Source organism: Rhodoferax lacus (assembly GCF_003415675.1).
In the GTDB taxonomy this organism is placed as follows: Bacteria; Pseudomonadota; Gammaproteobacteria; order Burkholderiales; family Burkholderiaceae_C; genus Allorhodoferax; species Allorhodoferax lacus.
This window is the reverse complement of the sequence record NZ_QFZK01000004.1, coordinates 247,571-270,564: the sequence shown is the minus strand read 5'-3', so window position 1 is coordinate 270,564 and position 22,994 is coordinate 247,571. Positions and strand designations below refer to the sequence as shown.

The window sequence follows — 22,994 nt, the reverse complement described above, 5'->3', positions numbered from 1 at the left end:
AGCATTCAATGCCCCAATACCTTGCCAACCCCCAGCGCTATGACGCCATGGGTTACCGGCACTGCGGCCGCAGCGGCTTGAAGTTGCCTTCCGTTTCGCTGGGCCTGTGGCACAACTTTGGTGGCGTGGACGCACTGGAAACCGGTCGCGCGCTATTGCGCACCGCCTTTGACCATGGCATCACCCACTTCGATCTGGCAAACAACTATGGCCCGCCCCCGGGTTCGGCCGAAAGCACACTGGGTGCCGTTTTGCGCTCCGACTTGGCGGTCTACCGCGATGAACTGGTGATCTCTACCAAGGCCGGTTACACCATGACCCAGGGCCCCTACGGAGACTGGGGTTCACGCAAATATCTGCTATCCAGCCTGGATCAAAGCCTGCGTCGCATGGGGCTGGACTACGTTGATATTTTCTACCACCACCGCCCCGACCCCCATACGCCGCTGGAGGAGAGCATGGCAGCGTTGGCCTTTGCCGTCACCAGCGGGCGGGCCTTGTATGTCGGCTTGTCCAACTACCCGGCACCGCTCATGAGCCAGGCTGCCGCACTCCTGCGTGAGATGGGTACCCCCTGCCTGATCCACCAGTCCCGCTACAACATGTTGGAGCGCACTATTGAGGGCGAATTGCTGCCGGCCCTGCAAGCACAGGGAATGGGCTGCATCGCGTTTTCTCCGCTGGCACAGGGTGTGTTGACCGATCGCTATCTGGCAGGGACCATTCCGCCGGATTCCCGTGCAGCCGGTGCTGTTGGCTTTTTGCGGCCGGAGCACCTGACTGCCGAAAAAGCCAGGTTGGTGGGCCGCTTGAACAGGCTGGCATTGGAGTGCGACCAAACCCTGGCCCAGTTCGCGCTCAGATGGGTGCTGCGCCATCCGGGAATGAGCTCGGTGCTGATTGGTGCCAGCCGCCCCTCGCAAGTGCTGGATGCTGTCAAAGCGCTGGCAGCGCCGGCCTTCACCGATGCGCAGTTGGCCGAAGTGGATCGGCTATTGATGCCTCCCTTGCGAGAGTGAAGTCAATACCAGGCGTAGCCACAACACGGGGGTCGGAAAATCTTCAATGCCTCACCCTTTCCAAATCAATCGTGCACTTTGCCGGGCAGCATGTACGACCTCTAGGGAGAAATGGGCATGTTCCGGAAAAGGCAATCAGTTTCTAAGAGCGAACTCAAATTCTTGGTTTTTTGGCCTTGAGAGTCATACCTCACAACAATCCAGCCACCTTGGCACGGCGCGCTAAAAACTGCTCCTCAACCACTTCATCCGGAGTGCACAAACCAGCTTGTATTGTCGTGCGTGCTGTCTGCACCTTTTGCTCCGGGAAGTTGTCGTGCTCACATGCTTGGCGCTGGTTTTGGACGAACTCACGCTTCATCGCAAAAGCAGCTTCCTTTGGCATAGCTGGCACACCTGCAGGCACTTCCAAAGCAGATGCCTTGTATATTTTTTCCGGGGGTGATTGGGACTTCATCGGTGTACCAACTGATGGACGCCGGTGGGGTGCAAAACAGTGAACACGCGGCGAAGGGGCCAAAGCGCGGCGCCCCGGCGTGTACCCGCTAGCGTGCGCGCTTGACCCAGCCGTCGCAGCGATCGGCGTCTATCGGCTGCCCCGCCTCCCGAAAGCGTGCCGCTGCGGCGGCAAAGCGCGCCATGGCGTCTTCGTCGGTGCCGCGTGCGGCGGCAATATGCCCGCGCACCTCGTCGTGCGCGGCATACCAGGCCGGCAGGCGCATCACCACATTGGCCAGGTAGGCGCACTGCGCCTCGTGCTTGTCGGCCAGCTCCAGTTCGCCCGCACGCGCTGCGGCAATGGCGGCGGGCACAGCGAAGGTGATGCGGCAACCCGGACAGGTTTCCAAGGGCCCACGTACCGAGGCGCTGGCGTCCTCCATCACGTGCAGTGCGGCCTGCGGGTCATCGGCATGCAGGGTGATGCGCGTGCCGTAGATGCGGTCCAGCAGGTGAAAGCCGATGTCCGTCTGGCGCGCCACGTCCAGGGCCTCGTCGACCAGGGCGCGGGCCTCGTCGCGATGGCCCTCATGCAAGGCGAGTTCGGCCAGGCGCTGCAACGACAGCGCCTCGCCCACCGGCCCGCCAATGGCGCGGTGCAGACGGGCGCCCTCCACCAGGTGCGTGCGGGCATCCACCAGGTTGCCGGCCAGCCACTCGGCCTCGCCACGCAGCGTCACCCCGAAGGCATGGCCGCGGGCAGCGCCCAGCCGCTGGGCCTCGGTGGACAGGCTCTGGGCGAAGTGGATGACGTCTGCATAGGGCCGCGCACCGTACAGAAAGCGCTGGGTGATGCACAGGTGGCCATCGAACACGCGCAGCGCCAGGTGCGGCACCTGGCTGGTCTCGTGCAGGTCGGCCCAGACGCTGCGGTGCAGGTCGCCGCGTGCATGCGCGGCCGCCGCCTGCGCCCAGGAGGCGATCACCAGCGAGGTGGTGTCGCCCGACTGCAGCGCCAGCTGCCGCGCCACCGCCGCCTTGGCCGTGCCCACCGCGGGGTCGCCCGTGCCGAGTGCAGCCGCACCGCTGTAGGCCAGTGCTTCGCACAGCTTGCCCTCGACGCTGGTGGGTGTGAGGCCGGCCAACAGGACGAGTGCGCCCTTCGGATCGCCCAGCTTCACCTGGGCCAGCGCGGCCTTGGCGCGCAGGTTGTGGCTCTCGGTCTCACCGGCCACATTGGCGGCCGCGTGGTAGGCGGCCAGCGCGGCGGGTTCACCCATGGCGTCCAGCGCCTCGGCGCGCAGCCGCAGGCCCTCGGCGTGGTCGCCCTGGAAGGCCAGCAGCGGCTCCAGGTGGCGCAGCGCATCGCTGAAGGCGGCCAGGCGCACCGCCTCCCGTGCGGCAGCCAGCAGCCAGGGCATGGCCTCACGCCGCTGGCCCGCTTCGAGCCAGTGGCTGGCAATGCTGGCCGGTGGACTGTCGAGCTCGGCCAGGCGCACGGCAATCTGTCGGTGCATCTTCAGGCGCCGGTGCGCGGGCACCTGGTCAATCAGTGCCTGCTGCACCAGGTGGTGGCGAAAGCGGTAGCGGCTGGCCAGCGGCAACAGCACGCCGGCGGCCAAAGCGACGTCCAGTGACTCCAGGCTGGGAACCTGCGCCTCGGCAGCCAGCGCCTCGATGGTCGCGACATCGAGTTCGTCACTGCACAGGGCCATCCACTTGAGCAGGCTCAGTGCGCTGTCGGGCACATCGCACAGCCGCTCGGTGATGGCCTCTGCCACGCCGCCCGGCAGGCGCCCGTCGGCGCCCGCCGCGCAGCGGGCCAGCTCGATGGCTGCGAAGGGGTTGCCGTCGGCCGTGCGCACGATGCGCGCCACCACCTCGTCCGGCACGCCAGCTGCTGCCGCACGCGCCACCAGCCTGCGGCACTCGTCCTCGGGCAGCGGCTCCAGATCGAGCACCTGCAACACGCCCGAGCGCTGCAGCCGCCCCAGGGCACGCGCCAGAGCGGTGCCGCTTGCAGGCGCCCGCGTCGCGAGCAACACGCACAGGCCCGCGCCGGTGGCTGCCAGCTGCGTGAGCACGTCGACATCGGCGTCATCCGCCAGATGCGCATCGTCCACCAGCAGCAGCACCTCCTGGTCCGGTGCGGCGGCCATCAGCAGGCGCCGGATGGCACCCACCACCTGGTGCCTGCCCAGCGGGCCGGGCAAGGTGTCGGTGGATGCCACATGCGGATTGATCAAGGACAGCACGGCACGCGCCTGCGCGCCTATGCGGTCGAGCACGCTGCGGTCCTTAGCGATCAGCCGCTCGGTGATGTCCCCCATCACCGCATAGGTGCGCCCGGTCTGCGAGGCCTCCACACGGCACAGTGCCCAGCCGCTGGCCTGGGCCTGGCTGGCGATCTCGCGCCCGAGCGCGCTTTTGCCGATACCCGGGGGCCCCTGCAACACGATCCCGCCGGGCCGCTGGGCGGCTGCCAACCCGAGCCAGGCTGCGGCCTGCGCCGTGGCCTGGGCGCGGCCCACAAAGGCGGGCCCTGCCGCCTGCAGCCCGGCGATGCAGCGCTCGTACAGCGCCTGCGTCTGCGCGTCCGGTGACACGCCCAGGCCCTGCTGCAGCGCCTCACGCAGGTGGGCATACCAGCGCAAGGCGGCGGCCCGGTTGCCGGCTGCCAGTTCGCGTTGCATCAGCGCGCGGTGCGCCGCCTCGTCTTCCGGGTCGATCTGCGCCAGCCGCTCCCACTGGCCGCTGGCGCGCAGCAGCTGCAGCTGGCGTTCGCGCAGACGCTCGCGGACCGCCTCAGCCCAGGGCTCGAAGCGGGCGCCGGGCAGCAAGTCGCCGGTATAGGTGGCGGCCGCATCGGCGCAGTCGGCAGGGTCACGCTGGGCCAGGGCGGCATCGGCGCGCTGCTCAAAGCGCAGCGCATCCACCACCACCGGGCGTTCTGGCCACAGCAGCACCTCACCGGCATGCAGCACGATGCCGTCGTGCCGCCCCAGGGCCTGGCGCGCGTGGTGCGCGGCCTTGCGCAGATTGGCAGCCCCCGCCTCGGGTTCGAGTTGCGGCCACAGCGCATCAATCACTTCGTCGCGCGTGAGGCGCAGGCGCGGCTGCAGGCACAGCAGTTGCACCAGCTGCGCCGCACGCAGGCTGGGCCAACCGTCGCCCGCCAGTTCGACGCCATCGATGGCAACGGCAAAGCGCCCGAGCAGGAAGGCATCCAGGCGGGTGAAGGCCCCGGGGGGCAGATGGGGTGGGGTGATGTCCATGCCAGTGAGCGTAGGGCAGCAAGCTGGCTTCTACAAGCCCCGCAAACGCCAGGAACGATTCAGGAACACACACCCGGCAATCTACGAACACGCCGGGCAAATAGCCACCGGCGACAACCCCAAGGAGCACCCATGACCTGTCTGAAAACCACCCGTCCCGCGCTGGCGCATCCCTCCAGCCGCCAGGCCTTCCCCGAGATCGAGAGCGCCGTCATCGGCGCGCTGGCCCGGTTGGGGCGCGAGCTGTTTGGCGTGGGCCTGGGGATGGCCCCCGAGCCCGCCACAAGCCCGTCGGACGCCGCCGAAGCCGAATACGCCTCCTGGATGCCAGACCCCGGCGCCATCGAGGTGGCCTCGTGGGCAGCCCACCTGCGTGCATCTGCCCGCTAGCCGCAAGACCGCCCTGCCAGATTCAAGAACACAGGCTGCAAAGCCTGCAACCCGGCAGCTCCAATGGTGGAGCGGCCCAACCCCAAGGAGAAACTCTATGAACCAAGTCACCACCACCCTGTACGAACGCCTGGGCCGCCGCGAGGGCATCACCCGCATCACGGCAGACCTGATGAAGAACCACCTGGCCAACCCGCTGGTGAATGCCCGCTACATGAACAGCGAAGACCTGGCCCGCGTGGAGCGCCGCGCAGTCGAGTTCTTCTGCGCCGGCACCGGCGGGCCCGAGTCCTATTCGGGAAAGGACATGGTGGCTACGCACAAGGGCATGAACATCAACGAGCAGGAGTTCATGACGGTCATTGACGATGCGATGGACGCTTTGCAAAAGAACGGCATCGATGAAGCCGTGCGCAACGAGGTGCTGGCCATCCTGTGGTCCATGCGGCGCGAGGTGCTGCGGGTGTGACCGGCAAGCCGTCCTTACTGCGTCACCCGCCCTTCCGAGACCTGCGCCGCTTGCGCTGCGGGGTGGCCTTGCCTGGCCGCCTTGTCCAGCCACGCAGCGCTCGCTGCGCGGTCTTCGGCACGCCCCCTGCCCGTGCGCAGCATCACGGCCAGCGCGTACTGCGCTTCGGCATTGCCGGCCTGCGCGGCGATCTCGAAGCGGCGTGCGGCTTCCGGCAAATCCGCCGCCACGCCGCGCCCGGCTTCATAGGCCCAGGCCAGGCGGGTTTGCGCGGTGGCGTCACCCGCATCGGCCAGCGTGCGGTAGAGGGCCAATGCCTGCGTAAGCTGGCCGCTGCCGCTCAACAACTCGGCCTGCTGGAACGTTGTCAGGGGCGCATCGGGTTGTCCCAGGCGCGAGAGCATGTCCTGCGCATCCCGGTCGCCATGGGTGGCGGCGCGGGTTAAATACAGGCGGGCTTTTTCGGTGTTGCGGGGCAAGAGCGTGCCCGCGAAATACAGCAGGCCCAGTCGGTATTGGGCCTTGAAATTGTCGGCTGCTGCGGCACTGGTGTAGAAGCTTTCTGCGCGCGCCATATTGCGCGGCTCGCCCAGGCCGTCTTCGGCCAGGATGCCCAGGTTGAACAGGGCATCCCCATTGCCCACTTCGGCCAGGGTTTGCCAGACCTCGCGCGCGGCGTCGTAGTGCGCCATCTTGAATTCGGCATAGGCCTTGTAGTTGCCCATGGCCGGGTTGCGCAGCCAGTCGCTGCGGTTGCTGTCCTGGGCTTGCGCGCCAAATGCCAGAGCCAGCAGCAGGCCCACTGCAAGCAGGCGGCGCTGCCAGGCAGCGCACGCCATTGCGGTGTTCATTTCTTGACCGTCATGACCCAATTGGCCAGGGTCTTGATGTCTTGCGGGCTCAGCGACGGGTGCGCCGGCATGGGGATGCGGCCCCACTTGCCCTTGGAGCCGTATTGGATGGACTGCACCAGCCCGGAGGCGGCATCGGCATCGGCCTTGTATTTTTCAGCCACGCTGGAATAGGCGGGGCCCACAATTTTTTCGGTGAGCGCGTGGCAGCTCAGGCAACCGTTGGCCTGGGCCAACTCTTTGGCCGAGGCCTGTTCGGCTTCGGTCATGTCTGCGGCCTGCGCCAGGCCGGACAGCAGCAGGAGGGAAATGAATAAGGGTCGCATAGTTTTTTCGGGACAAAAAAAGGGGGTGGCCGAACGCGCCGGTCCCCACCCCCTCAGGTCAACACAAAGTTGGCTTCAGTCTGCCAATCAGGACTTGGGCAGCTTGAAGGTCCAGACCGATCCACCCTGCTCCAGCAGGTTGACCTTCTTGGCCACTTCACCACCCCACAGAGGCACTGCACCACCCCAACCGGAGACCACGCTGATGTACTGCTCGCCGTCCTGCGTCCAGGTGATGGGAGGCGCCACCACGCCAGAGCCGGTCTGGAATTGCCACAGCACCTTGCCGGTCTTGGCGTCCGCGGCCTTCAGGTAGCCTTCAGGCGTGCCCCAGAACACCAGGTCGCCGCCGGTAGCCAATACGCCACCCCACAGAGGGGCGTTGTTCTTGACTTCCCAGGCCATCTTGCCGGTCTTGGGGTCATAGGCGCGCAGGGAACCAATGTGGTCTTCATAGAGCGGACGGATGGTGAAACCCGCACCCAGGAAAGCGCCGCCCTTTTTGTAGCTGATGGGCTCGTTCCAGATGTCCATGCCCCATTCGTTGGTGGGCACGAAGAACATCTTGCTCTTGGGGCTGTAGGCCATGGGCATCTGGTTCTTGCCACCCAGGAAACCGGGGGATGCGAACACCGAAGCGCCCTTCTTGCCGTCGGCCGACAGTGCCGGGTCGCCAGGGCGGTTTTCAGGCACGAAGTTCGGACGGCCGCTGGCAATGTCGATGCCCTTGGCCCAGGTGATGCCGTTCACAAACGGGAAGGCGTTTTGCAGCTTGCCGCTGGTGGCGTCGATCACGTAGAAGTAGCCATTGCGGTCGGCCTTGCCGCCCATGCGCTTGCCGTCCATGTCGAAGGTGATGAACTCGTTGACGCCGTCAAAGTCCCAGGCATCGTTGGGCGTGCCCTGGTAGCTCCAGACAATCTTGCCGGTCTTGACATCGATGGCCACGGTGGAAGTGGAGTACAGGTTGTCGCCCTTGCGCACGTGGCTGTTCCAGGGGCCGGGGTTGCCGGTGCCAAAATAAGCCAGGCCGGTCTTGGCGTCGTAGGTGCCGCCCAGCCAGGTCGCGGCTCCACCGGTCTTCCAGGTCTCGCCAGGCCAGGTGGCGTTGGTGGTACCGGAGATGCCGTTTTCCTTGCCGTTCAGGTAGCCCATATGGCCTTCCACCACGGGGCGGCTCCAGACCATCTTGCCGGTCTTGGGGTCGCGCGCTTCCACGCGGCCCACCACACCGAACTCGCCACCGGACACACCGGTGAGCAGCAGGCCTTCGGCAATCAAAGGTGCTGCGGTCTGGCTGTAGCCGGCAGCGTAGTCGTCAATCTTTTCTTTCCAGACCACCTTGCCGGTGTTCTGGTCCAAGGCCACCAGCTGGGCGTCCAGCGTGCCAAAGATCACCAGGTTGTCATACAGGGCAGCACCGCGGTTGACCACGTCGCAGCAAGGCATGATGCCTTCGGGCAGACGGTGCTCATACTTCCACAGCTTTTCGCCGGTCTTCACGTCCACCGCGAAGATGCGCGAGTAGGAGGCCGTGACAAACATCTTGCCCTTGTAGACCAGGGGCTGCGACTCCTGGCCGCGCTGCTTTTCACCACCGAAAGACATGGACCACACGGGCACCAGCTTCTTCACGGTCTTGGTGTTGAGGGCGTCCAGTGACGAGTAGCGCTGGCCCTGTGTGCCCATGCCCCAGCTCAGCACCGAGCTGTTGTCGGCGGCGTCGTTGGCGATCATGGCGTCGGTCACCTGCGCGGACACCTGGGCGGCGGCGGCCACCATCAGTAGGGCGAATAGTTTCTGTTTCACGTGCTTGTCTCCTGGCTATTTGTTTGCGGTTTCCACCTCCTGTACAGGGAGGTGACTTCGGACTGCCTTGCCTGCGCAGTGCATGTGTCCGTAACCCATTTGCGCAACATCTGTGCCAGTCGCTCCCCCCCCTGTTTCCTAGGGTTTCTACGTGTGCGCTGTTGCAAACAGGCCGCAAAAGTGTGCCGCCCGTGCCCTGCAAGGAACGTCACCCGTCACAGGCTGTGACACTGTCCCAAATTGCAGCAACGCGCTGGGCGGCCCGGACTTCTGAACTCAGATCGCGCGCAAGGGCAGACCCGCGCTGGCCTGCCAGCGGCCCTGCTTGTCCACCACCAGCACCTCTACACCCCAGGCTTTGGCCAAGGGCAGGGCCTGCTCGTAGCCGGCCATGAAGAGCACCTTGGTAATGGCATCGGCCTGCACCGCGCTGTCGGCCATGACGCTGACCGAGGACAGCGCCTGGGGTGAATAGCCGGTGCGCGGATCAAAGATGTGGTGGTTCCTGTAGTCAGCGCTGAAGCAGCACTGGTCATCGGCCGAGGTGGCCACGCAGCGGCCCTGCAGGGCGATGCCGGCCAGGAGCGCATGGGCACCGCGCGGGCTGGCCACGCCCAGCGTCCAGTCGCCCGCGTGGGCCGCCTGGCCCAGGGCTGCGTATTCGCCCGCGTCCACCAGCGCGTGTTGCACGCCCAGGGCCTGCAGGCGCGCGCGCACCTTGTCGGCCGCATAGCCTTGGGCAATGCCGTTGAGCGTGAGGGCCATGCCGCGCTGCTGCAGGCGCACCGTGTCGCCGCGCACCTGCACGCCGCGCCAATCGACCTTGCTGCGCGCGGCAGACACTTCAGCGGCGCTGGGCAGGCGGCCCTGCTGGCGTGCGGCGTCAAACACCTGCCACAGCGGCTGCACCGTGATGTCAAACGCGCCCTGGCTGCGCTCGGACACTTGGGCGGCGGTGTGCAGCACCTGCAGCAAGTCGGCGGGCGCCTGCGTCAACACGCCCGTGCGGTTGAGCTGGCACAGGGCACTGTCCTCACGGAACAGGCTCATCTGGTCCTCGATGCTGCGGATGTCGGCTATGGCCGCAGCCAGCGCCTGCTCGGCCTGCGCCGCATCGGTGTGCGCCAGCTGCAAGCGCATGGAGGTGCCCATGGCGCCCAGGGTGCGGCTGCGCCACACCAGCGGGCTGGCCCCCGCGCTGGCTTGCACAGCGCCCAGTGCACTGCCCAGGCCCAGTTGCATAAACGCGCGGCGCTTCATGGCTGCACTCCTACAGGAACAGGAACAATAGGAATCACCGTTGGCGCACCGGTCTTGCGGGCCTTGTTGTAGAGCGGTACGCACAAGGCCTCGCTCTCGTAGATCACCACGCAGTCCATGCACTGGAAGCATTCTTCGTAGTCAATGGCTCCGCTCTTCTCAATAGCTTGGTAGGCGCAGTCGCTGCGGCAGCGCTGGCAGGGCGAGCCGCATTCGGTGCGCCTGGCAATCCAATCGATGCGGCGCAGGCGCCCCAAGAGGCCCATGCCCGCGCCCAGCGGGCACAGGTAGCGGCAATAGCCTTTATAGAAGAAGCTGCTCAGCAGCACCGTGACCACCGCCCACAGCACAAAGGGCCAAGCGCGCACGAAGTTGAGCGTGATGCTGGTCTTGAAGGGCTCCACCTCCACCAGCCGGTCGGTCCAAGTGACCGAGATGCAGGCCGAGATCAGGATCACCGCCAGCACCACGTACTTCACCCGCTTGAGCTGGCGGTCCAGCCCGGTGGACACGCGCAAGGCCTTGAGCCCCAGCCGCTGGGTGACCTTGCTGATGAGCTCCTGCAGCGCGCCAAACGGGCAGAGCCAGCCGCAAAAGGTGCCACGGCCCCACACAAAGAAGGTCACCGCCACAAACAGCCACAACAGCACCGTCATCGGGTCATACAAAAAGAAGCCCAGGCTGCGCTGGGCAAACAGCGCCTGGATGACGGCCGTGAAGTTCACCACCGAAAGCTGCCCCTGCGCATACCAGCCAATAAAGAACAGGGTGAACAGCAGGTAGCCGGTGCGAAAGCGGGCCAAGCGCTGGGGGCTGGCGGTCAGCCACTTCGGCTTGTCCAGGGCCCAGGCCAGCACCGCCAGGCCGGCTACCAGAACAAGCAGCTCCCACCAGCGTGAGGTCCAGCTTAAGCCCCAGGTCTTGCTGTCGGAGCTGGCGGCTTCAAAGTAGTCATCGGGCAGTTGCGCGCTGAAGGCAAAACGCTTGTTCACCAGCTCGGGCATGAACTGGCCCTTGGCTCGGGTGACCATCAGCTCAAAATCCAGCGGCAGGGCCGGATCCAGCCCGGCAGGCGCGATGACCCGGAACACGCGCCACTGCACATCCTTCGCGTCCTTCAAATCGGGGGGCAGGTTCAGCGTGGTGTCCAGGTCCAGGTCGCGCATCTCCAGCGGCAGCTTGTGCTGGTTGAGGGTCAGGCGGTCGGGCACGCTGCCACGCTGGAAGTCCTCGGCCACAAGGCTGTAGCGGCCGCGGCTCATCACCAGGAGCGCGTGGTCACCCGGGTCCAGGCGCTTGGTAATGTAGTCCCAGGTGGCAGCGGGCAGCAGGTTGCGGCCCACGCTGGGCACGTTGAGGTGGGCGAAGGTCAACTCCACAAAGGGCGCGTCAGGCGCGCTTTTGGCTTCGTCGTCCAGCCCCTCCACGGCCGTACCCTTGAAGGCCGCTTCCACCTCGGCATTGCTGAACACCTTGCGCGTCACCAGCCCGGCTTTGCGCAGCGCAGCCCAGTCCATGGCCTGGTACACATCGGGGCGTACGCGGGCAATCAGGTCCGGATCGCTCCCCTCGCCATAGCCCATCTTGGCGCGTGCCACTTTGAGCGACGCCGCCAGCAGGCTCTGGTTGAGGATGCGCACCGAAGCCGTGGCCTTGGCCACGCCGTCGATGTAGACATTCGCGCTGTTGGTCTTGGCAGCGCCACTCTGGCCCAGGCCGATCTTGATGCTTTGCTTGAGCGAGAGGCTTTTGTACTGCTCCACGAACTTGAACAGCGGCTCGGGCCCCAGGCCGTCCAGGAATACCGGCTCGTGCTGCGAGAGCACCTTGACATCCATGAACACGCCGTTCTTGTCCAGCGCCACCAACAGGTTGAAAGGTGTTCCGGAGAAGCCGGGGATGGGCGCGAAGTCCATCGACTCGAAGGCATAGGCCACGATGGAGGTGCTGGTAAGGTCTTGTGCGTAGATGGGCCAGACCGGCAGATCGCGCTCTTTTTCGCCCACCACCAGCGGGGCGGGAAAGGCCGCCTCCATGGCGGCGCGGGTCATGACGCCGGCTTGGGCCGCGCCAACGCAGAGCAGCATCAGCCACAGACAGGCCCGCAGGCCCTGCAAGAATGTCCTCATGGCAAGCCCCCTCAGCCGCGCTGCCTGGTCCAGCCACGCTGCGGGTCGTAGCCGCGCAGCGCCAGGCCAAAGAACACCGCGCCGCCCACCAGCACCACGGCAAAAGCCGTGGCGTTGAACTGGCCCTGCATGGCAAAGCGGATCAGCTCCACCACGTAGGTAAAGGGGTTGAGCTGTGCTATTTGCACCAGCCACAGGGCGCCCGACTCTTCCACCTTCCACAGCGGGTAGAGCGCGGTGCTGATGAAGAACATGGGGAAGATGACAAAGTTCATGGTGCCGGCAAAGTTCTCCAGCTGCTTGATGTAGACCGACAGCATCAGGCCCAGGGCCGCCAGCATGGTGGCGCCCAGCGCCATCACCGGAATCGCCAGCAGCCAGTTGGCCAGATCGGCCTCCACGCCAAAGGCCAGGGCAATCAACAGGAACACCAGCATCTGCAGCAGGGACAGCGCGGTAGAAGCCAGCAGCTTGAACACCAGCAGCCAGCCGCGCGGCAGCGGCGCCGTGAGCAAGAGGCGCATGACACCCATCTCGCGGTCATAGACCATGGAGAGCGAGCTCTGCATGCCGTTGAAAAGCGCAATCATGCCCAGGAGCCCGGGCACCATGTAGACCTTGTATTCCACATAGGTCTCGTAGGGCGGGATGATGGCCACGCCAAACACATTGTGAAAGCCCGCCGAGAACACCACAAACCACAGCAGCGGGCGCACCAGGCTGGAGGCCAGGCGCGAGGGCTGGCGCAAAAACTTGAGCAGCTCGCGGCCCACCACAGCGCGCAGGGCGCGGGCCAGGTGCACGGCCAGGGAAGGCACGGGCGAGGACGGCATGGGCGAAGGCGTGGGTATCAGCGTGGCGTTCACGGACGGTTGCGGCATATGCTTTCCTTTTCATCAACACCCAGGGTGTCCAACACTTCGGTGGGGTGCAGCACCCCTTCAAATGGCGCCGCTGCGGCCACGCCATCGCCGTGGGCCAAAAACAGTGGCTGGCGCAGCTGCCCATCCCAGCCGCGGAAGGTCAGGCGCGGGCCCTTGAAGCCGTCCACTGCCACATCGCCACGGCGCAGCATCTGCAACTGCTCGGCAACGGTGGCCTTGGGTGCCGTAGTGAGCACACCCACCACCGCCTTGACCGCCGCCCAGGCGGCCCAGTCCTGCCCGGTCATGGGCCTCTTCGCAGCGCGCATGAAGCGGCGCGAGAGCTGCGGCCCGCCGTTCAGGTCCCACTGCGGATGCCAGGCCAGGGGCACCAGGCCGTTGGCACCCAGCACCGGGCGCGGCCACTGCGTATTGAAAGGAATGCCGCGGGCGAACTCGCCGTCGCTGTCGATCACCACCACCACGTCATAACTCTTGTCATTGGTGAGCAAGCGCACATTGCTTAGCGCACGCTCGCGCGGGTCGGCCGAGAGTTTGAAGGCTGTGCTCTTGCCCACCTTCACGCCGTAGCGCTTGGCACTGCGCAGGAAGGCATCGAGCTGCAGTTGGTCCTGCGCGCGTGGGCCGTACAGCACCAGCGCCTGGTTCCAGGAGCGCGCCGCCAGGAACTGGGCCAGGGCGTCGCTGCGCATGGCCTCGCTGGGGTAGGTGTGCAAGAGGTTGGCCACGCAGCCGCTGCCGCGCAGCGCGTCCGCGCCCGAGCCGATGTTGAAGAGGATGGACGGCCCCAAGGACGCCGGGGCGCTGGCCAGCACGGCCTTCATCGCCTCGTCTGGCAGGTCCAGCAGCACATGCTGCACCTTGGCCGCCTTGAGCTGGGCCAGTGCACGGGGCAGTTCGGCGGCGCTGGCGGCCATGAAGCTCTTGACCACCAGCTTGTGGCCTGCGGCCTCCACTTCCAGTGCCGACTCTTCCACCGCCACAGCGGCGGCGTCCAGCGCCCGGCCGGTGGGCTGGCCGGGATAGGCGTGTTCCAGGCGGCGCGGCTGGTAGCGCGCGTCGTCGTCCAGGCCCAGCACACCCACGGTCAGGGTGGCGGCCACGGCCAGGTGCTGGGCGCAGGCCAGGCACAGCAGCAGGCCCTGCATCAAACGGGTTTGCGTCAAAGGGTGTGTCTCCGTCTCGTTCTGTTGTGGTTGCCGATGTTCAAAATGTGACACCTTGTCCTGCCTGCGCAAGATTGGTGCCACACCGGCTACGGAGTAAATCATTTTTTTGTTCAAGATCAAACTTTTTGGGTGACAGCGCACACTGGTGGGGCCCTGAAGCAAAAGCGGTCTGCTGCACCTGCTATGCTGACCACAACGGTGCATAAAGCAGTTTTTGCAGTCCCTCAACAACCGGAGAAAAACATGAAAATGACCATCAGCGGACACCACATTGAAGTGACCGAAGCCCTCAAGTCCTACGTGACGGCCAAGCTTGACAAGATCACCAGCCACTTTGATGATGTCGTTGACACCAAGGTGACACTCTCGGTAGAAAAGCACAAGGAAAAAGATGGCAAGCATGCCGAGTGCACGCTGCATATCAAGGGAGCCGATTTGTTTGCGGAGTCTTCCAATGCCGACCTCTACGCTGCAATTGATGACATGGCTGCCAAGCTGGACCGCCAGGTCATGCGCCACAAGGAAAAAATGCAGGACCACTCCAAGGAAGCCGCCAAGCGCGCTCCTGTTCTTTGAACCTGCTCTCACCCGGAAGGCACCCGCATGACCACCACCAAGACACAGAGCTTTCAGGAGGCCATGCAGGCCCCTGAGGACGAATCCGTCACCGAGGTTGAGTTGGGCGAGCTGGTGCACCGCCCGGACGGCTACTACTGGCTGGCGGCAGACGGCACCGAGGAACTCGGCCCCTATGTCACCATGGAAGAGGCCCTGGCCGAAGTCGCCGGTGCCGATGCCGACGACGATGCCGAACCCGGTGAATCACTGGAGGAAGCCGAAGACGAGATCGGCATTGCCGACTGGATAGACCCCGACACCGGCGAGCCGGCAGAGGGCCTGTCCACCCCCAGGCTGCACGACGAATAGACAGTAGCCCTCAGGCCAGCTTGGTGAGGGCTGGCTCGCTTGGTGCCTTGTACGCAACCACGCAATTGCGTCCGGAGTCCTTGGCCTGGTAGAGCGCCGTGTCGGCCGCCACATAGAGGGCGTCCACGGTGCTGATGGCAGGCGACAGGGTGGCCACCCCAAAGCTGGCGGTGATGTGCAGCACCAGATCCTCGTCTGCCTGGATTTCCAGTGCCTCCACCATGCTGCGCAAACGCTCAGCCACCAGCAGGGCCTGGTCCGCATCCGAGCGCGGCAACAGCATCACAAACTCCTCACCTCCCACGCGCGCAAAGGTATCGCCCAGGCGCAACTCCTTGCGCACTGCATTGCTGAGCGCCACCAGCACGCGGTCGCCCACGTTGTGGCCATGGCTGTCGTTGACGTGCTTGAAGTGGTCAATATCAAACATCACCAGGGACACCGCGTGCAACTGGCGCTGGGCCTGGGCGATTTCAATCCCGGCGCGTGCCATCAGGAAGCGCCGGTTGTGCGCATCGGTCAGGGCATCGGTAGTGGCCAGGCGTTCCAGCTCGGCCGTTCTTTGGGCCACACGCACTTCAAGCTCCTGGTTCAGCACGGTGAGCGCGGCATGGGCCACCTCCAGCTTTTGCTCGGCCTGCTCCAGGCTGCGGTATTTCATGCCCAGGTCATTCACGATGGCTGCCACGGCCAGGCCGGTCAGCAGCAACGTAGCCAGGCATTGCTGCAGCAGCTGGGCCTGGATGTGCGCGTCCAACAGCGAAAAAACACCACGGCCATGGTAGGTCTGCACGATAGCCAGCAGGCTGACCAGGCAGCCCACCAAAGATACGCCAAGGGTGCCAAAACGCAGCGCTGCCCACAGGAAAAAAGGCAGCAGGAGCATGGAGCTGAAACCCCAAGCATTGTCGGGCTTGGGCACAAAGAAAAGCAGCAGATAGAGCAGGCCAGACAGCAAGACCACGAACAGGCTGCACTCAAGCCAAGAGCGGGTTGGCGCCAGTGGTGCTTCGGTGGGCTCGCGCAGCCAGCCGAACAGCAGCGGCGTGAGTACCACCATGCCCATGCCATCCCCCAGCCACCAGGTCTGCCAATGCTCCAGAAACGAGACGTGCTCCGCGGCTGCGCTGTAATGCAGCCAGGTGCCCAACAGGCTGGCCACTCCCGGCGCCAGGACCATTGCAACCGCGGCAAAAAGCAGCACCTCGCGCAGGTTGGAGAAGGCAAAATTGCGTCCACACCAGCGCCGTATCAAATAGGCCGAGAGCAGCACCTCCAGCAAATTGCCGAACGCAAACCCCAGGGCCTGCGGCAGTGGCAAGGCACCGGCACCTATCAGCAACTCGCAGACGATTTGGGTCAGGCCAAACTTCCACCACAGGGAGCTGCGGGTGAGCAGCAAGGCGCTCAGCGCCACGGCATTGGGCAACCACAGCACCGTGGCACCGGTGCTGCTCAGGGCGAAGCGGGAGGCAAACTCCGCCGATAGCAGGCAGCCCAGTGCCACAGTGGCGATTTGCAGCGCCGTGGAGGTGCGCACCCACTGGGCAATCGATGGCTGGTACGGTGAGACGGTCCGCATGCTCCCCCCAAAATGGCGTTTATGCGGCGCAGCATACCCGAGCTGTACGAATAAAGCATCATTTCGTGCGCGCTATGCTTGGCAGCCATGGAACACGACATCAGCACAGAGGCCTGGCATACGGCCACGGTCACACCCAACGGTCCCCAGGTGGATGCCCAGGGCAACCAGACGCTTTTGCTGTCATTGGAGATGGGCGGTGCCAACTGGCCCAGCTCCTGCCGCAATGGCAGTTGCCGCACCTGCATAGGCAAACTCGAACAGGGCAGCGTGCGCTACGAAATCGAGTGGCCGGGCCTGTCCACCGAGGAAATGGACGAGGGCTACGCCCTGCCCTGCGTGGCCTACCCCTGCTCCAACATTGTGATCAGTCCCGGTTGATCTGGGCGTAGACGCTGTTGGCCAGGGCCATCAGGGTGGGCTTGTCCACAGGGCCGGACAGCGCGTAGCCAAAGCCCTGCTCGGCCCAGTAGAAGCTGGGCACGGCGGCATCGGGCTCAAAGCGGAACTGCGTGGCCTGGCTGTCGGCTGCAGCAGCTTTGTCCAACGCCCCCAGGTATAAGGTGATGCGCTGACCTGCCGTGTTCTGGAACATGAACTGCGCGCGTGCGCCGGAGTCGCCGGGCAGCAGGCGCCCGCCCACCAGGCCAAAGCCCTGGGCCTCCAGCACGGGAATCTTCAGCGGCCGTCCCAGGCGCTTGGACAGCCACACCACCAGGTGCTCCTGCTCGGTTGCCGCCACTTCCACGGGGTGGCGCTTCTCCGGCTGGTAGACGCTGTAGGCAAAGCGGGCCTGGCGCACAAACTCATGCTCCACACCGCGCCTGGCCTGGGCCAAACCATCGGCAGGTGCAGACAACTGCCCATGGGCCAACCAGCCCACCCCAAAGGCCAGCACCACCGCTGCGGCCATGCCCATCCACTGGCGGCCCTGCAAGGCCTGCTCACGCACGGCCTCCACCCGTTCGGCCGCTTGCTGCAAGGTGGCTGGCAGTGGCTCCTGCAAGACCTCGCGGTGCAGTTCGCGCAGGGCGGCGTCCAGCCGGGCGTCGGCCTGCTCAGCGGGGTTGGGTGGGGATGTCATGGCTTGGCTCGCAATCTCATTTCAGGCGCCGCAGCGCAGGGGCCGCGTTGACAGCGTGGGAGGCGGCCGCGTCTGCGGGTTCATCCAGCAGCTCGCGCATGCGCTCGCGGGCACGCGACAGGCGCGACATCACCGTGCCCAGCGGCACACCGGTGACCCGGGCCACCTCGGTATAAGCCATGTCTTCCACACACACCAGCAACAGCACGGCCCGCTGGTCCACGGGGAGGCGCAGCAGGCAGCGCTGCAGGTCCAGGCCCAGGCCGGGTGTTGCAGCAGGCGCCTGCAGCTCATGGGCCACATCGTCGATGTCCACCGCCCGGCCCAGCTCGGCGCGGCGCAGGCCCTGGCGCACTTGGCTGATAAACAGGTTGTGCATCAGCGTAAACAGCCAGGCCCGCAGGTCGGTACCGGCCAGCCACAGGCGCCAGCGCGAGCAGGCCCGCTCCAGCGTGTCCTGCACCAGGTCATCCGCGCCCCAGGTGTCGCCCGTCAGGGCCCGCGCGTAACGGCGCAGTCCCGGAATGTGGTCGACGATGGACTGGCGGCTCATCGGGTGCAGGCTGGCTCAGCGGCAATCAGGGCTTGGCAACTTGCCAGACCTTGTTGAAGCCGTCACCCGTCATGTCACCGGGCTTGCTGTCCTTGACCCAGTAGTACAGCGGCTTGCCCTTCATGGCCCACTGCTTCTTGCCGTCATCGCGGGTGACGATGCTGTAGTCACCACTGGCCTTGTCGGCATCAGTGGCCATCAGGGGTGGCCAGTTGGTGGCGCAGGGGCCGTTGCAGACCGACTTGCCGCTGCCTGCGGTGTCCTTGTCAAAGGTGTAGAGCGTCATGCCATTGGGGCCGGTGAGCACGCCATTGGACACCATGGCAGGTGCGCTGGCCATGGAGGCGCAGCCGCCCAACAGGGCCGCGCTGAGGGCGGCAACAGTGGCGAGGCGGTGCAGGCTGGGAAATACAAAATGCATGGGGTTCTCCGGTTGGTACGCACAGAAAGCGTGTGCATGGGAGTAAACGCTGCAGGCCCTGACTTTATTCCAGACCCAAGAAAATATTTTTTTGCGACTGGCACTTGGGCAAAATGCACAAGGTTGCGGTTCACAGAACATACATGCTGTCTATTGAAGTTCCCCGGCAAGACCTGATTTTTCAGAGTGCGTTTGAAAACGCGGCCGTGGGCATGGCCCATATGTCCCTGCAGGGGCGCTGGCTGCGGGTCAACCGCAAGCTGGGCGAGATCACGGGCTACAGCCGCGAGGAGATGCTGGCCATCTCCTTCCAGGGCGTCACCCACCCGGATGACGCCGCGCGCGATGTCGAACTGCTGCACAGCCTGCTGTCCAACCAGATCAACTCCTACGAGGTCGAGAAGCGCTACATCCGCAAGGACGGCAGCATCATCTGGGTGGCCATCCAGGTATCGGTGGTGTTCACATCAAAGGGCCTGGCCGACTACGGCATCTCGGTCATCCAGGACATCAGCGCACGCAAACAGGCCGAGCTGGAGACGGCCGTGTCGCACCAGCGCTACATGGCCCTGTTTGAGCAGATGCCCGAAGGCATTTTGCTGATAGACAGCAGCCTGCGCATCATCGGCCACAACCCGGAGGCCGCGCGGCAGCTGCGCTGGAGCGGCGCGGAACTGCTCAGGCTGCGCATCCACGACATCGAGGCGCAAGCCGACGCCGACGCCATCGAGGCCAGGCGCCAGATGGTGGAGGCCAGCGGCCGCAGCGACTTCGAGTCGGTCTACCGCACCGGCGACGGCACGCTGCTGCATGTGGAAGCCTCGGTCACGTTTGTCACCCTGCTCAACGGCCAAAGCCTGTACCAGGTGCTGTTTCGCGACATCAGCGAGCGCAAGCAGGCAGCGCAGCTGATTGAAAGCCTGGCCTACACCGACCAGCTCACCGGCCTTGCCAACCGCTCGCTGCTGGGCGACCGGCTGCACCAGGGCATGACGCAGGCCCGCCGGCGCGCCAACATGCTGGCCGTGGTGTTCCTGGACCTGGACGGCTTCAAGACGGTCAACGACACCTATGGCCACGCCACCGGCGACCTGCTGCTGCGCTCACTGGCCGCACATATGAAGGATTGCCTGCGCGAGGGCGACACCCTGGCACGCCTGGGCGGCGACGAATTCGTGGCGGTGTTTCTGGACCTGGCCGAAGCGCAAGCCTGCACGCCGCTGCTGGCGCGCCTGCTGAATGTGTCCTCGCAGGTGCTGCCAGTGGGCAGCCTGAACCTGCAGGTATCGGCCAGCCTGGGCGTGACCTTCTACCCGCAGGCCGAAGAGGTGGACGCCGACCAGCTGCTGCGCCAGGCCGACCAGGCCATGTACCAGGCCAAGCTATCCGGCAAGAACCGCTTCCACGTCTTTGATGCCGAAAGCGACCGCACCCTGCGTGGCCAGCACGCCAGCCTGGAGCGCATACGCAGCGCTCTGCAGCACCAGGAGTTCGTGCTGCATTACCAGCCCAAGGTGAACATGCGCACACGCACCGTGCTGGGCGTGGAGGCCCTGATACGCTGGGCCCACCCCCAGCAAGGCCTGCTGGCGCCCGGTCACTTCCTGCCGGTAACGGAAAACCACCGGCTGTCGGTGGACATTGGCGAGTGGGTGATACGCCAAGCCCTGCTGCAGCTCACCGACTGGCAAAGCCAGGGCATAGGCCTGTCCATCAGCGTGAACATCAGTGCCATGCAGCTGCAGCAGGCGGACTTTCTGGAGCGCCTGCAACACCTGATGGCCGAGTTCCCCCAGCTGCAGCCGCACAGCCTGGAGCTCGAAATCCTGGAGACCAGCGCGCTCGAAGACATTGCCCAGGCCGCCCGTGTGATTGCCCAGTGCAAAGCCCTGGATGTGGACTTTGCGCTGGATGACTTTGGCACCGGCTACTCGTCGCTGACCTACCTCAAGCGCCTGCCCATACCCACGGTAAAAATTGACCAGAGCTTTGTGCGCGAGATGCTGCTGGACCAGGACAATGTGCACATCCTGGATGGCATTCTGTGGATCATGCGCCAGCTCAAACGCAATGTCGTTGCCGAAGGCGTGGAGACCCTGGAGCATGCCCGGGCCCTGATGGACCTGGGTTGCGAAATGGCCCAGGGCTATGGCATCGCACGCCCCATGCCGGTGGCCGGTCTGGCGGCCTGGAAACAGCACTGGGAACAGGATGCCGACTGGCAGGCCATTGCGCTGGTGCCCCGCACTGCCATCTGATGGGCAGCAATTTACGGGCATCTTCCCAAAAAGGCTGACAGCACGCGTTATGCTGCGCGGCTATGAAGAAAATTCCGAAGACGTTGGACTCTGCGGAGCTTGCGGAACTGGCCAGAAAGGATGTGGCTGCAGCCCTGGCCGAAGACCTGGGTGCGGGCGACCTGACTGCCGGACTGATAGACCCGAACCGCACGGCACGGGCCCGCATTCTCGCGCGCGAAAGCGCGGTGCTGTGCGGCGCGCCGTGGGTGACTGCGGCCCTCACCGCGCTGGACCCGCAGGTGCAGCTCACCTGGCATGTGGCCGAGGGCCAGCGCTGTGCTGCCAACCAGACCGTGCTGGACATACAGGGCAGTGCCCGCGCCCTGCTCTCGGCCGAGCGCACGGCCCTGAATTTTTTGCAACTGCTCAGTGGCGTGGCCACCAAGACCGCCACCTATGTGGCCGCTGTGGCAGGCACGCGCGCGCAGATTGTGGACACCCGCAAGACCCTGCCGGGCCTGCGCCTGGCGCAGAAATATGCCGTGCGCACCGGTGGCGGCGTGAACCACCGCATCGGCCTGTATGACGCCATCCTGATCAAGGAAAACCACATTGCCGCCGCCGGTGGCATTGCCGCCGTGCTGGCCCAGGCCGATGCGCTGTCCGCCACGGCCGACTTTGTGGAGATCGAGGTCGAGACCCTGGAGCAGTTGCAGGAAGCCCTGACCCACGGTGCTGCCATGGTGCTCCTGGACAACATGGACCTGCCCACCCTGCGCGCCGCCGTGGCCATCAACCAGGAGCTGGGAGCCAGCCGCAGCACAGGCCCGGCGATTCTGGAAATCTCCGGCGGCGTGACGCTCGAGGGCCTGCGCACCCTCGCTGAAACCGGGGTGGACCGCATCTCGATCGGCGTGCTGACCAAGGACGTCAGCGCCACCGATTTTTCCATGCGCTTTGAAGCGCTGTGAGCCCTGTAAAAAACACCATGACCAGCCTTGCCAAGCAAACCATCCGGGTGGACTACGAGCTGCCCGACTTCTCGCGTGTGGGCGCGGCCAATAGCGTGCAGCATGCCTGGGCCCGTGTGCCAGAAGAGCCGTCCCCTGCCGAGCGCGCCGCCCTGATGGACCGCATTGCGGAGTTGCTCCAGCAGAAGAACGCCGTGCTGGTGGCCCACTACTATGTGCACCCCGACCTGCAGGACCTGGCCGAGCGCACCGGTGGCCTGGTGAGCGACTCGCTGGAGATGGCGCGCTTCGGGCGTGACCATGCCGCCCAAACACTGGTGGTGGCCGGCGTGCGCTTCATGGGCGAGACGGCCAAGATTCTGTCGCCCCACAAGACCATCATCGTGCCCGAGCTGGAAGCCACCTGCTCGCTGGACCTGGGTTGCCCCACAGACGCCTTCAGCGCCTTTTGCGACCTGCACCCGGACCGCACCGTGGTGGTCTATGCCAACACCAGCGCGGCCGTCAAAGCGCGCGCTGACTGGATGGTGACCTCGGGCTGCGCGCTCGATGTGGTCAACCACCTCAAGAGCCGGGGCGAAAAAATCCTCTGGGCGCCGGACCGCCACCTGGGCGCCTACATCGAGCGCGCCACTGGCGCTGACATGGTGATGTGGAACGGCAGCTGCATCGTGCACGACGAGTTCAAGGCCTTCGAGCTCGAAGGCCTGAAGGCCGATCACCCCGGCGCCAAAATCCTGGCGCACCCGGAAAGCCCGGCTGCCATCCTGGCGCTGGCTGACGCGATTGGCTCCACCTCGGGCATCCTGAAGGCAGCACGCGAGATGGACGCCAGCACCTTCATCGTGGCCACCGACAACGGCCTGATGCACAAGCTGCGCACGCAGAACCCTACAAAGACTTTTATCGAAGCGCCCACAGCCGGTAACAGCGCCACCTGCAAGAGCTGCGCGCACTGCCCCTGGATGGCCATGAACAGCCTGCAAGGTTTGGCCGCCGTGCTGGAGTCGGGCGCCAACCGGATTGAAGTGGACGCTGCGCTGATTGAACGTGCGCGCCTGCCCATAGACCGGATGCTGGGCTTCACCGCCAGCTTGGCTGCCGCCAAGGCCGGCCATGCGCCCCCGGCCAGCGGCCTGGTGCCGAACATCGGCGCGGCCTGATGCCTGCGCGCCGCACCGCCGCACACGGCCCCGC

General features: G+C 65.3%; 22 protein-coding genes. 9 read left to right on the top strand and 13 right to left on the bottom strand.

The annotated features are described in order from the left end of the window. Positions 1 to 8: 8 nt before the first annotated feature. Positions 9 to 1,019, top strand: coding sequence for an aldo/keto reductase (locus DIC66_RS09290; protein ID WP_117176370.1), 1,011 nt, complete (start codon positions 9 to 11; stop codon positions 1,017 to 1,019). 190 nt (positions 1,020 to 1,209) lie between these two features. Here the strand turns inward: DIC66_RS09290 and DIC66_RS09285 are convergent, their stop codons facing one another. Then, the gene (locus DIC66_RS09285) at positions 1,210 to 1,476 is read right to left on the bottom strand and encodes a hypothetical protein (RefSeq protein WP_117176368.1); all 267 of its coding nucleotides are present in this window, start codon (positions 1,474 to 1,476) and stop codon (positions 1,210 to 1,212) included. A gap of 88 nt (positions 1,477 to 1,564) precedes the next feature. Next, positions 1,565 to 4,732, bottom strand: coding sequence for an ATP-binding protein (locus DIC66_RS09280; protein ID WP_117176366.1), 3,168 nt, complete (start codon positions 4,730 to 4,732; stop codon positions 1,565 to 1,567). A gap of 132 nt (positions 4,733 to 4,864) precedes the next feature. Here DIC66_RS09280 and DIC66_RS09275 point away from each other — a divergent pair, with 132 nt between their 5' ends. Both DIC66_RS09275 and DIC66_RS09270 read left to right on the top strand, forming a co-directional pair. After that, positions 4,865 to 5,122, top strand: coding sequence for a hypothetical protein (locus DIC66_RS09275; protein WP_117176364.1), 258 nt, complete (start codon positions 4,865 to 4,867; stop codon positions 5,120 to 5,122). A 97-nt stretch (positions 5,123 to 5,219) separates the two neighbouring features. Further along, complete coding sequence (locus DIC66_RS09270; protein WP_117176362.1) at positions 5,220 to 5,591, top strand: group I truncated hemoglobin; 372 nt, start codon at positions 5,220 to 5,222, stop codon at positions 5,589 to 5,591. Between the two features lie 14 nt (positions 5,592 to 5,605). Here the strand turns inward: DIC66_RS09270 and DIC66_RS09265 are convergent, their stop codons facing one another. The 7 genes from DIC66_RS09265 to DIC66_RS09235 all read right to left on the bottom strand — a co-directional run bounded on the left by DIC66_RS09265 (position 5,606) and on the right by DIC66_RS09235 (position 14,016). Continuing rightward, positions 5,606 to 6,430: a tetratricopeptide repeat protein gene (locus DIC66_RS09265; RefSeq protein WP_233505853.1), complete on the bottom strand. Its 825-nt coding sequence runs from the start codon at positions 6,428 to 6,430 to the stop codon at positions 5,606 to 5,608. An 8-nt stretch (positions 6,431 to 6,438) separates the two neighbouring features. After that, positions 6,439 to 6,768 carry a c-type cytochrome gene (locus DIC66_RS09260; protein WP_117176357.1) on the bottom strand — a complete coding sequence of 110 codons (330 nt, stop codon included), beginning with the start codon at positions 6,766 to 6,768 and terminating at the stop codon, positions 6,439 to 6,441. A gap of 87 nt (positions 6,769 to 6,855) precedes the next feature. Continuing rightward, positions 6,856 to 8,550 carry a PQQ-dependent methanol/ethanol family dehydrogenase gene (locus DIC66_RS09255; RefSeq protein WP_117176355.1) on the bottom strand — a complete coding sequence of 565 codons (1,695 nt, stop codon included), beginning with the start codon at positions 8,548 to 8,550 and terminating at the stop codon, positions 6,856 to 6,858. A gap of 303 nt (positions 8,551 to 8,853) precedes the next feature. Beyond that, positions 8,854 to 9,837: an FAD:protein FMN transferase gene (locus tag DIC66_RS09250; RefSeq protein ID WP_117176353.1), complete on the bottom strand. Its 984-nt coding sequence runs from the start codon at positions 9,835 to 9,837 to the stop codon at positions 8,854 to 8,856. Beyond that, a complete protein-coding gene (locus DIC66_RS09245; protein ID WP_117176351.1) occupies positions 9,834 to 11,966 on the bottom strand; it encodes a 4Fe-4S binding protein in 2,133 nt (710 codons plus the stop codon). Before DIC66_RS09245 ends, DIC66_RS09250 begins: the two co-directional genes overlap by 4 nt. A gap of 11 nt (positions 11,967 to 11,977) precedes the next feature. Further along, on the bottom strand, positions 11,978 to 12,799 hold the full coding sequence (locus tag DIC66_RS09240) for an ABC transporter permease (RefSeq protein WP_199534707.1): 822 nt from the start codon (positions 12,797 to 12,799) through the stop codon (positions 11,978 to 11,980). A gap of 29 nt (positions 12,800 to 12,828) precedes the next feature. Then, entirely contained in the window at positions 12,829 to 14,016 is a 1,188-nt protein-coding gene (locus tag DIC66_RS09235; protein ID WP_233505852.1) for a type 1 periplasmic-binding domain-containing protein, read from the bottom strand. A gap of 246 nt (positions 14,017 to 14,262) precedes the next feature. Between DIC66_RS09235 and hpf the strand changes: the two genes are divergently transcribed. Further along, positions 14,263 to 14,595 (top strand): ribosome hibernation-promoting factor, HPF/YfiA family, encoded by a 333-nt coding sequence (hpf, locus tag DIC66_RS09230; RefSeq protein ID WP_117176347.1) that lies wholly within the window; start codon positions 14,263 to 14,265, stop codon positions 14,593 to 14,595. A gap of 27 nt (positions 14,596 to 14,622) precedes the next feature. Then, positions 14,623 to 14,946: a hypothetical protein gene (locus tag DIC66_RS09225; protein ID WP_233505851.1), complete on the top strand. Its 324-nt coding sequence runs from the start codon at positions 14,623 to 14,625 to the stop codon at positions 14,944 to 14,946. 10 nt (positions 14,947 to 14,956) lie between these two features. Here the strand turns inward: DIC66_RS09225 and DIC66_RS09220 are convergent, their stop codons facing one another. Beyond that, positions 14,957 to 16,528, bottom strand: a complete 1,572-nt coding sequence (locus DIC66_RS09220) for a GGDEF domain-containing protein (RefSeq protein ID WP_117176345.1) — start codon at positions 16,526 to 16,528, stop codon at positions 14,957 to 14,959. Between the two features lie 87 nt (positions 16,529 to 16,615). Here DIC66_RS09220 and DIC66_RS09215 point away from each other — a divergent pair, with 87 nt between their 5' ends. Then, entirely contained in the window at positions 16,616 to 16,909 is a 294-nt protein-coding gene (locus DIC66_RS09215; protein WP_117176343.1) for a 2Fe-2S iron-sulfur cluster-binding protein, read from the top strand. Here the strand turns inward: DIC66_RS09215 and DIC66_RS09210 are convergent. Genes DIC66_RS09210 through DIC66_RS09200 form a run of 3 tightly spaced genes read right to left on the bottom strand, consistent with a single transcriptional unit; the run spans position 16,896 to position 18,586 of the window. After that, positions 16,896 to 17,612 carry an anti-sigma factor family protein gene (locus DIC66_RS09210; RefSeq protein WP_117176341.1) on the bottom strand — a complete coding sequence of 239 codons (717 nt, stop codon included), beginning with the start codon at positions 17,610 to 17,612 and terminating at the stop codon, positions 16,896 to 16,898. The genes DIC66_RS09215 and DIC66_RS09210 overlap by 14 nt on opposite strands. 16 nt (positions 17,613 to 17,628) lie before the next feature. Continuing rightward, positions 17,629 to 18,165 (bottom strand): sigma-70 family RNA polymerase sigma factor, encoded by a 537-nt coding sequence (locus DIC66_RS09205; RefSeq protein ID WP_117176339.1) that lies wholly within the window; start codon positions 18,163 to 18,165, stop codon positions 17,629 to 17,631. 25 nt (positions 18,166 to 18,190) lie between these two features. Further along, positions 18,191 to 18,586, bottom strand: coding sequence for a COG4315 family predicted lipoprotein (locus DIC66_RS09200; protein WP_117176337.1), 396 nt, complete (start codon positions 18,584 to 18,586; stop codon positions 18,191 to 18,193). Between the two features lie 143 nt (positions 18,587 to 18,729). On the opposite strand from DIC66_RS09200, the gene DIC66_RS09195 reads away from it, so the two are divergent. The 3 genes from DIC66_RS09195 to nadA all read left to right on the top strand — a co-directional run bounded on the left by DIC66_RS09195 (position 18,730) and on the right by nadA (position 22,960). After that, complete coding sequence (locus DIC66_RS09195; RefSeq protein WP_158558884.1) at positions 18,730 to 20,844, top strand: putative bifunctional diguanylate cyclase/phosphodiesterase; 2,115 nt, start codon at positions 18,730 to 18,732, stop codon at positions 20,842 to 20,844. A 62-nt stretch (positions 20,845 to 20,906) separates the two neighbouring features. Further along, on the top strand, positions 20,907 to 21,797 hold the full coding sequence (gene nadC / locus DIC66_RS09190; RefSeq protein WP_117176333.1) for a carboxylating nicotinate-nucleotide diphosphorylase: 891 nt from the start codon (positions 20,907 to 20,909) through the stop codon (positions 21,795 to 21,797). 17 nt (positions 21,798 to 21,814) lie between these two features. Then, positions 21,815 to 22,960 carry a quinolinate synthase NadA gene (nadA, locus tag DIC66_RS09185; protein ID WP_117176331.1) on the top strand — a complete coding sequence of 382 codons (1,146 nt, stop codon included), beginning with the start codon at positions 21,815 to 21,817 and terminating at the stop codon, positions 22,958 to 22,960. Positions 22,961 to 22,994: the final 34 nt, after the last annotated feature.

Excerpts from the sequence above, each read along its gene's own strand:
- DIC66_RS09290 (WP_117176370.1), top strand. The coding sequence starts at position 9 with ATGCCCCAATACCTTGCCAACCCCCAGCGCTATGACGCCATGGGTTAC.
- DIC66_RS09285 (WP_117176368.1), bottom strand. The coding sequence starts at position 1,476 with ATGAAGTCCCAATCACCCCCGGAAAAAATATACAAGGCATCTGCTTTG.
- DIC66_RS09280 (WP_117176366.1), bottom strand. The coding sequence starts at position 4,732 with ATGGACATCACCCCACCCCATCTGCCCCCCGGGGCCTTCACCCGCCTG.
- DIC66_RS09275 (WP_117176364.1), top strand. The coding sequence starts at position 4,865 with ATGACCTGTCTGAAAACCACCCGTCCCGCGCTGGCGCATCCCTCCAGC.
- DIC66_RS09270 (WP_117176362.1), top strand. The coding sequence starts at position 5,220 with ATGAACCAAGTCACCACCACCCTGTACGAACGCCTGGGCCGCCGCGAG.
- DIC66_RS09265 (WP_233505853.1), bottom strand. The coding sequence starts at position 6,430 with ATGGCGTGCGCTGCCTGGCAGCGCCGCCTGCTTGCAGTGGGCCTGCTG.
- DIC66_RS09260 (WP_117176357.1), bottom strand. The coding sequence starts at position 6,768 with ATGCGACCCTTATTCATTTCCCTCCTGCTGCTGTCCGGCCTGGCGCAG.
- DIC66_RS09255 (WP_117176355.1), bottom strand. The coding sequence starts at position 8,550 with ATGGTGGCCGCCGCCGCCCAGGTGTCCGCGCAGGTGACCGACGCCATG.
- DIC66_RS09250 (WP_117176353.1), bottom strand. The coding sequence starts at position 9,837 with ATGAAGCGCCGCGCGTTTATGCAACTGGGCCTGGGCAGTGCACTGGGC.
- DIC66_RS09245 (WP_117176351.1), bottom strand. The coding sequence starts at position 11,966 with ATGAGGACATTCTTGCAGGGCCTGCGGGCCTGTCTGTGGCTGATGCTG.
- DIC66_RS09240 (WP_199534707.1), bottom strand. The coding sequence starts at position 12,799 with ATGCCGTCCTCGCCCGTGCCTTCCCTGGCCGTGCACCTGGCCCGCGCC.
- hpf (WP_117176347.1), top strand. The coding sequence starts at position 14,263 with ATGAAAATGACCATCAGCGGACACCACATTGAAGTGACCGAAGCCCTC.
- DIC66_RS09225 (WP_233505851.1), top strand. The coding sequence starts at position 14,623 with ATGACCACCACCAAGACACAGAGCTTTCAGGAGGCCATGCAGGCCCCT.
- DIC66_RS09220 (WP_117176345.1), bottom strand. The coding sequence starts at position 16,528 with ATGCGGACCGTCTCACCGTACCAGCCATCGATTGCCCAGTGGGTGCGC.
- DIC66_RS09215 (WP_117176343.1), top strand. The coding sequence starts at position 16,616 with ATGGAACACGACATCAGCACAGAGGCCTGGCATACGGCCACGGTCACA.
- DIC66_RS09210 (WP_117176341.1), bottom strand. The coding sequence starts at position 17,612 with ATGACATCCCCACCCAACCCCGCTGAGCAGGCCGACGCCCGGCTGGAC.
- DIC66_RS09205 (WP_117176339.1), bottom strand. The coding sequence starts at position 18,165 with ATGAGCCGCCAGTCCATCGTCGACCACATTCCGGGACTGCGCCGTTAC.
- DIC66_RS09200 (WP_117176337.1), bottom strand. The coding sequence starts at position 18,586 with ATGCATTTTGTATTTCCCAGCCTGCACCGCCTCGCCACTGTTGCCGCC.
- DIC66_RS09195 (WP_158558884.1), top strand. The coding sequence starts at position 18,730 with ATGCTGTCTATTGAAGTTCCCCGGCAAGACCTGATTTTTCAGAGTGCG.
- nadC (WP_117176333.1), top strand. The coding sequence starts at position 20,907 with ATGAAGAAAATTCCGAAGACGTTGGACTCTGCGGAGCTTGCGGAACTG.
- nadA (WP_117176331.1), top strand. The coding sequence starts at position 21,815 with ATGACCAGCCTTGCCAAGCAAACCATCCGGGTGGACTACGAGCTGCCC.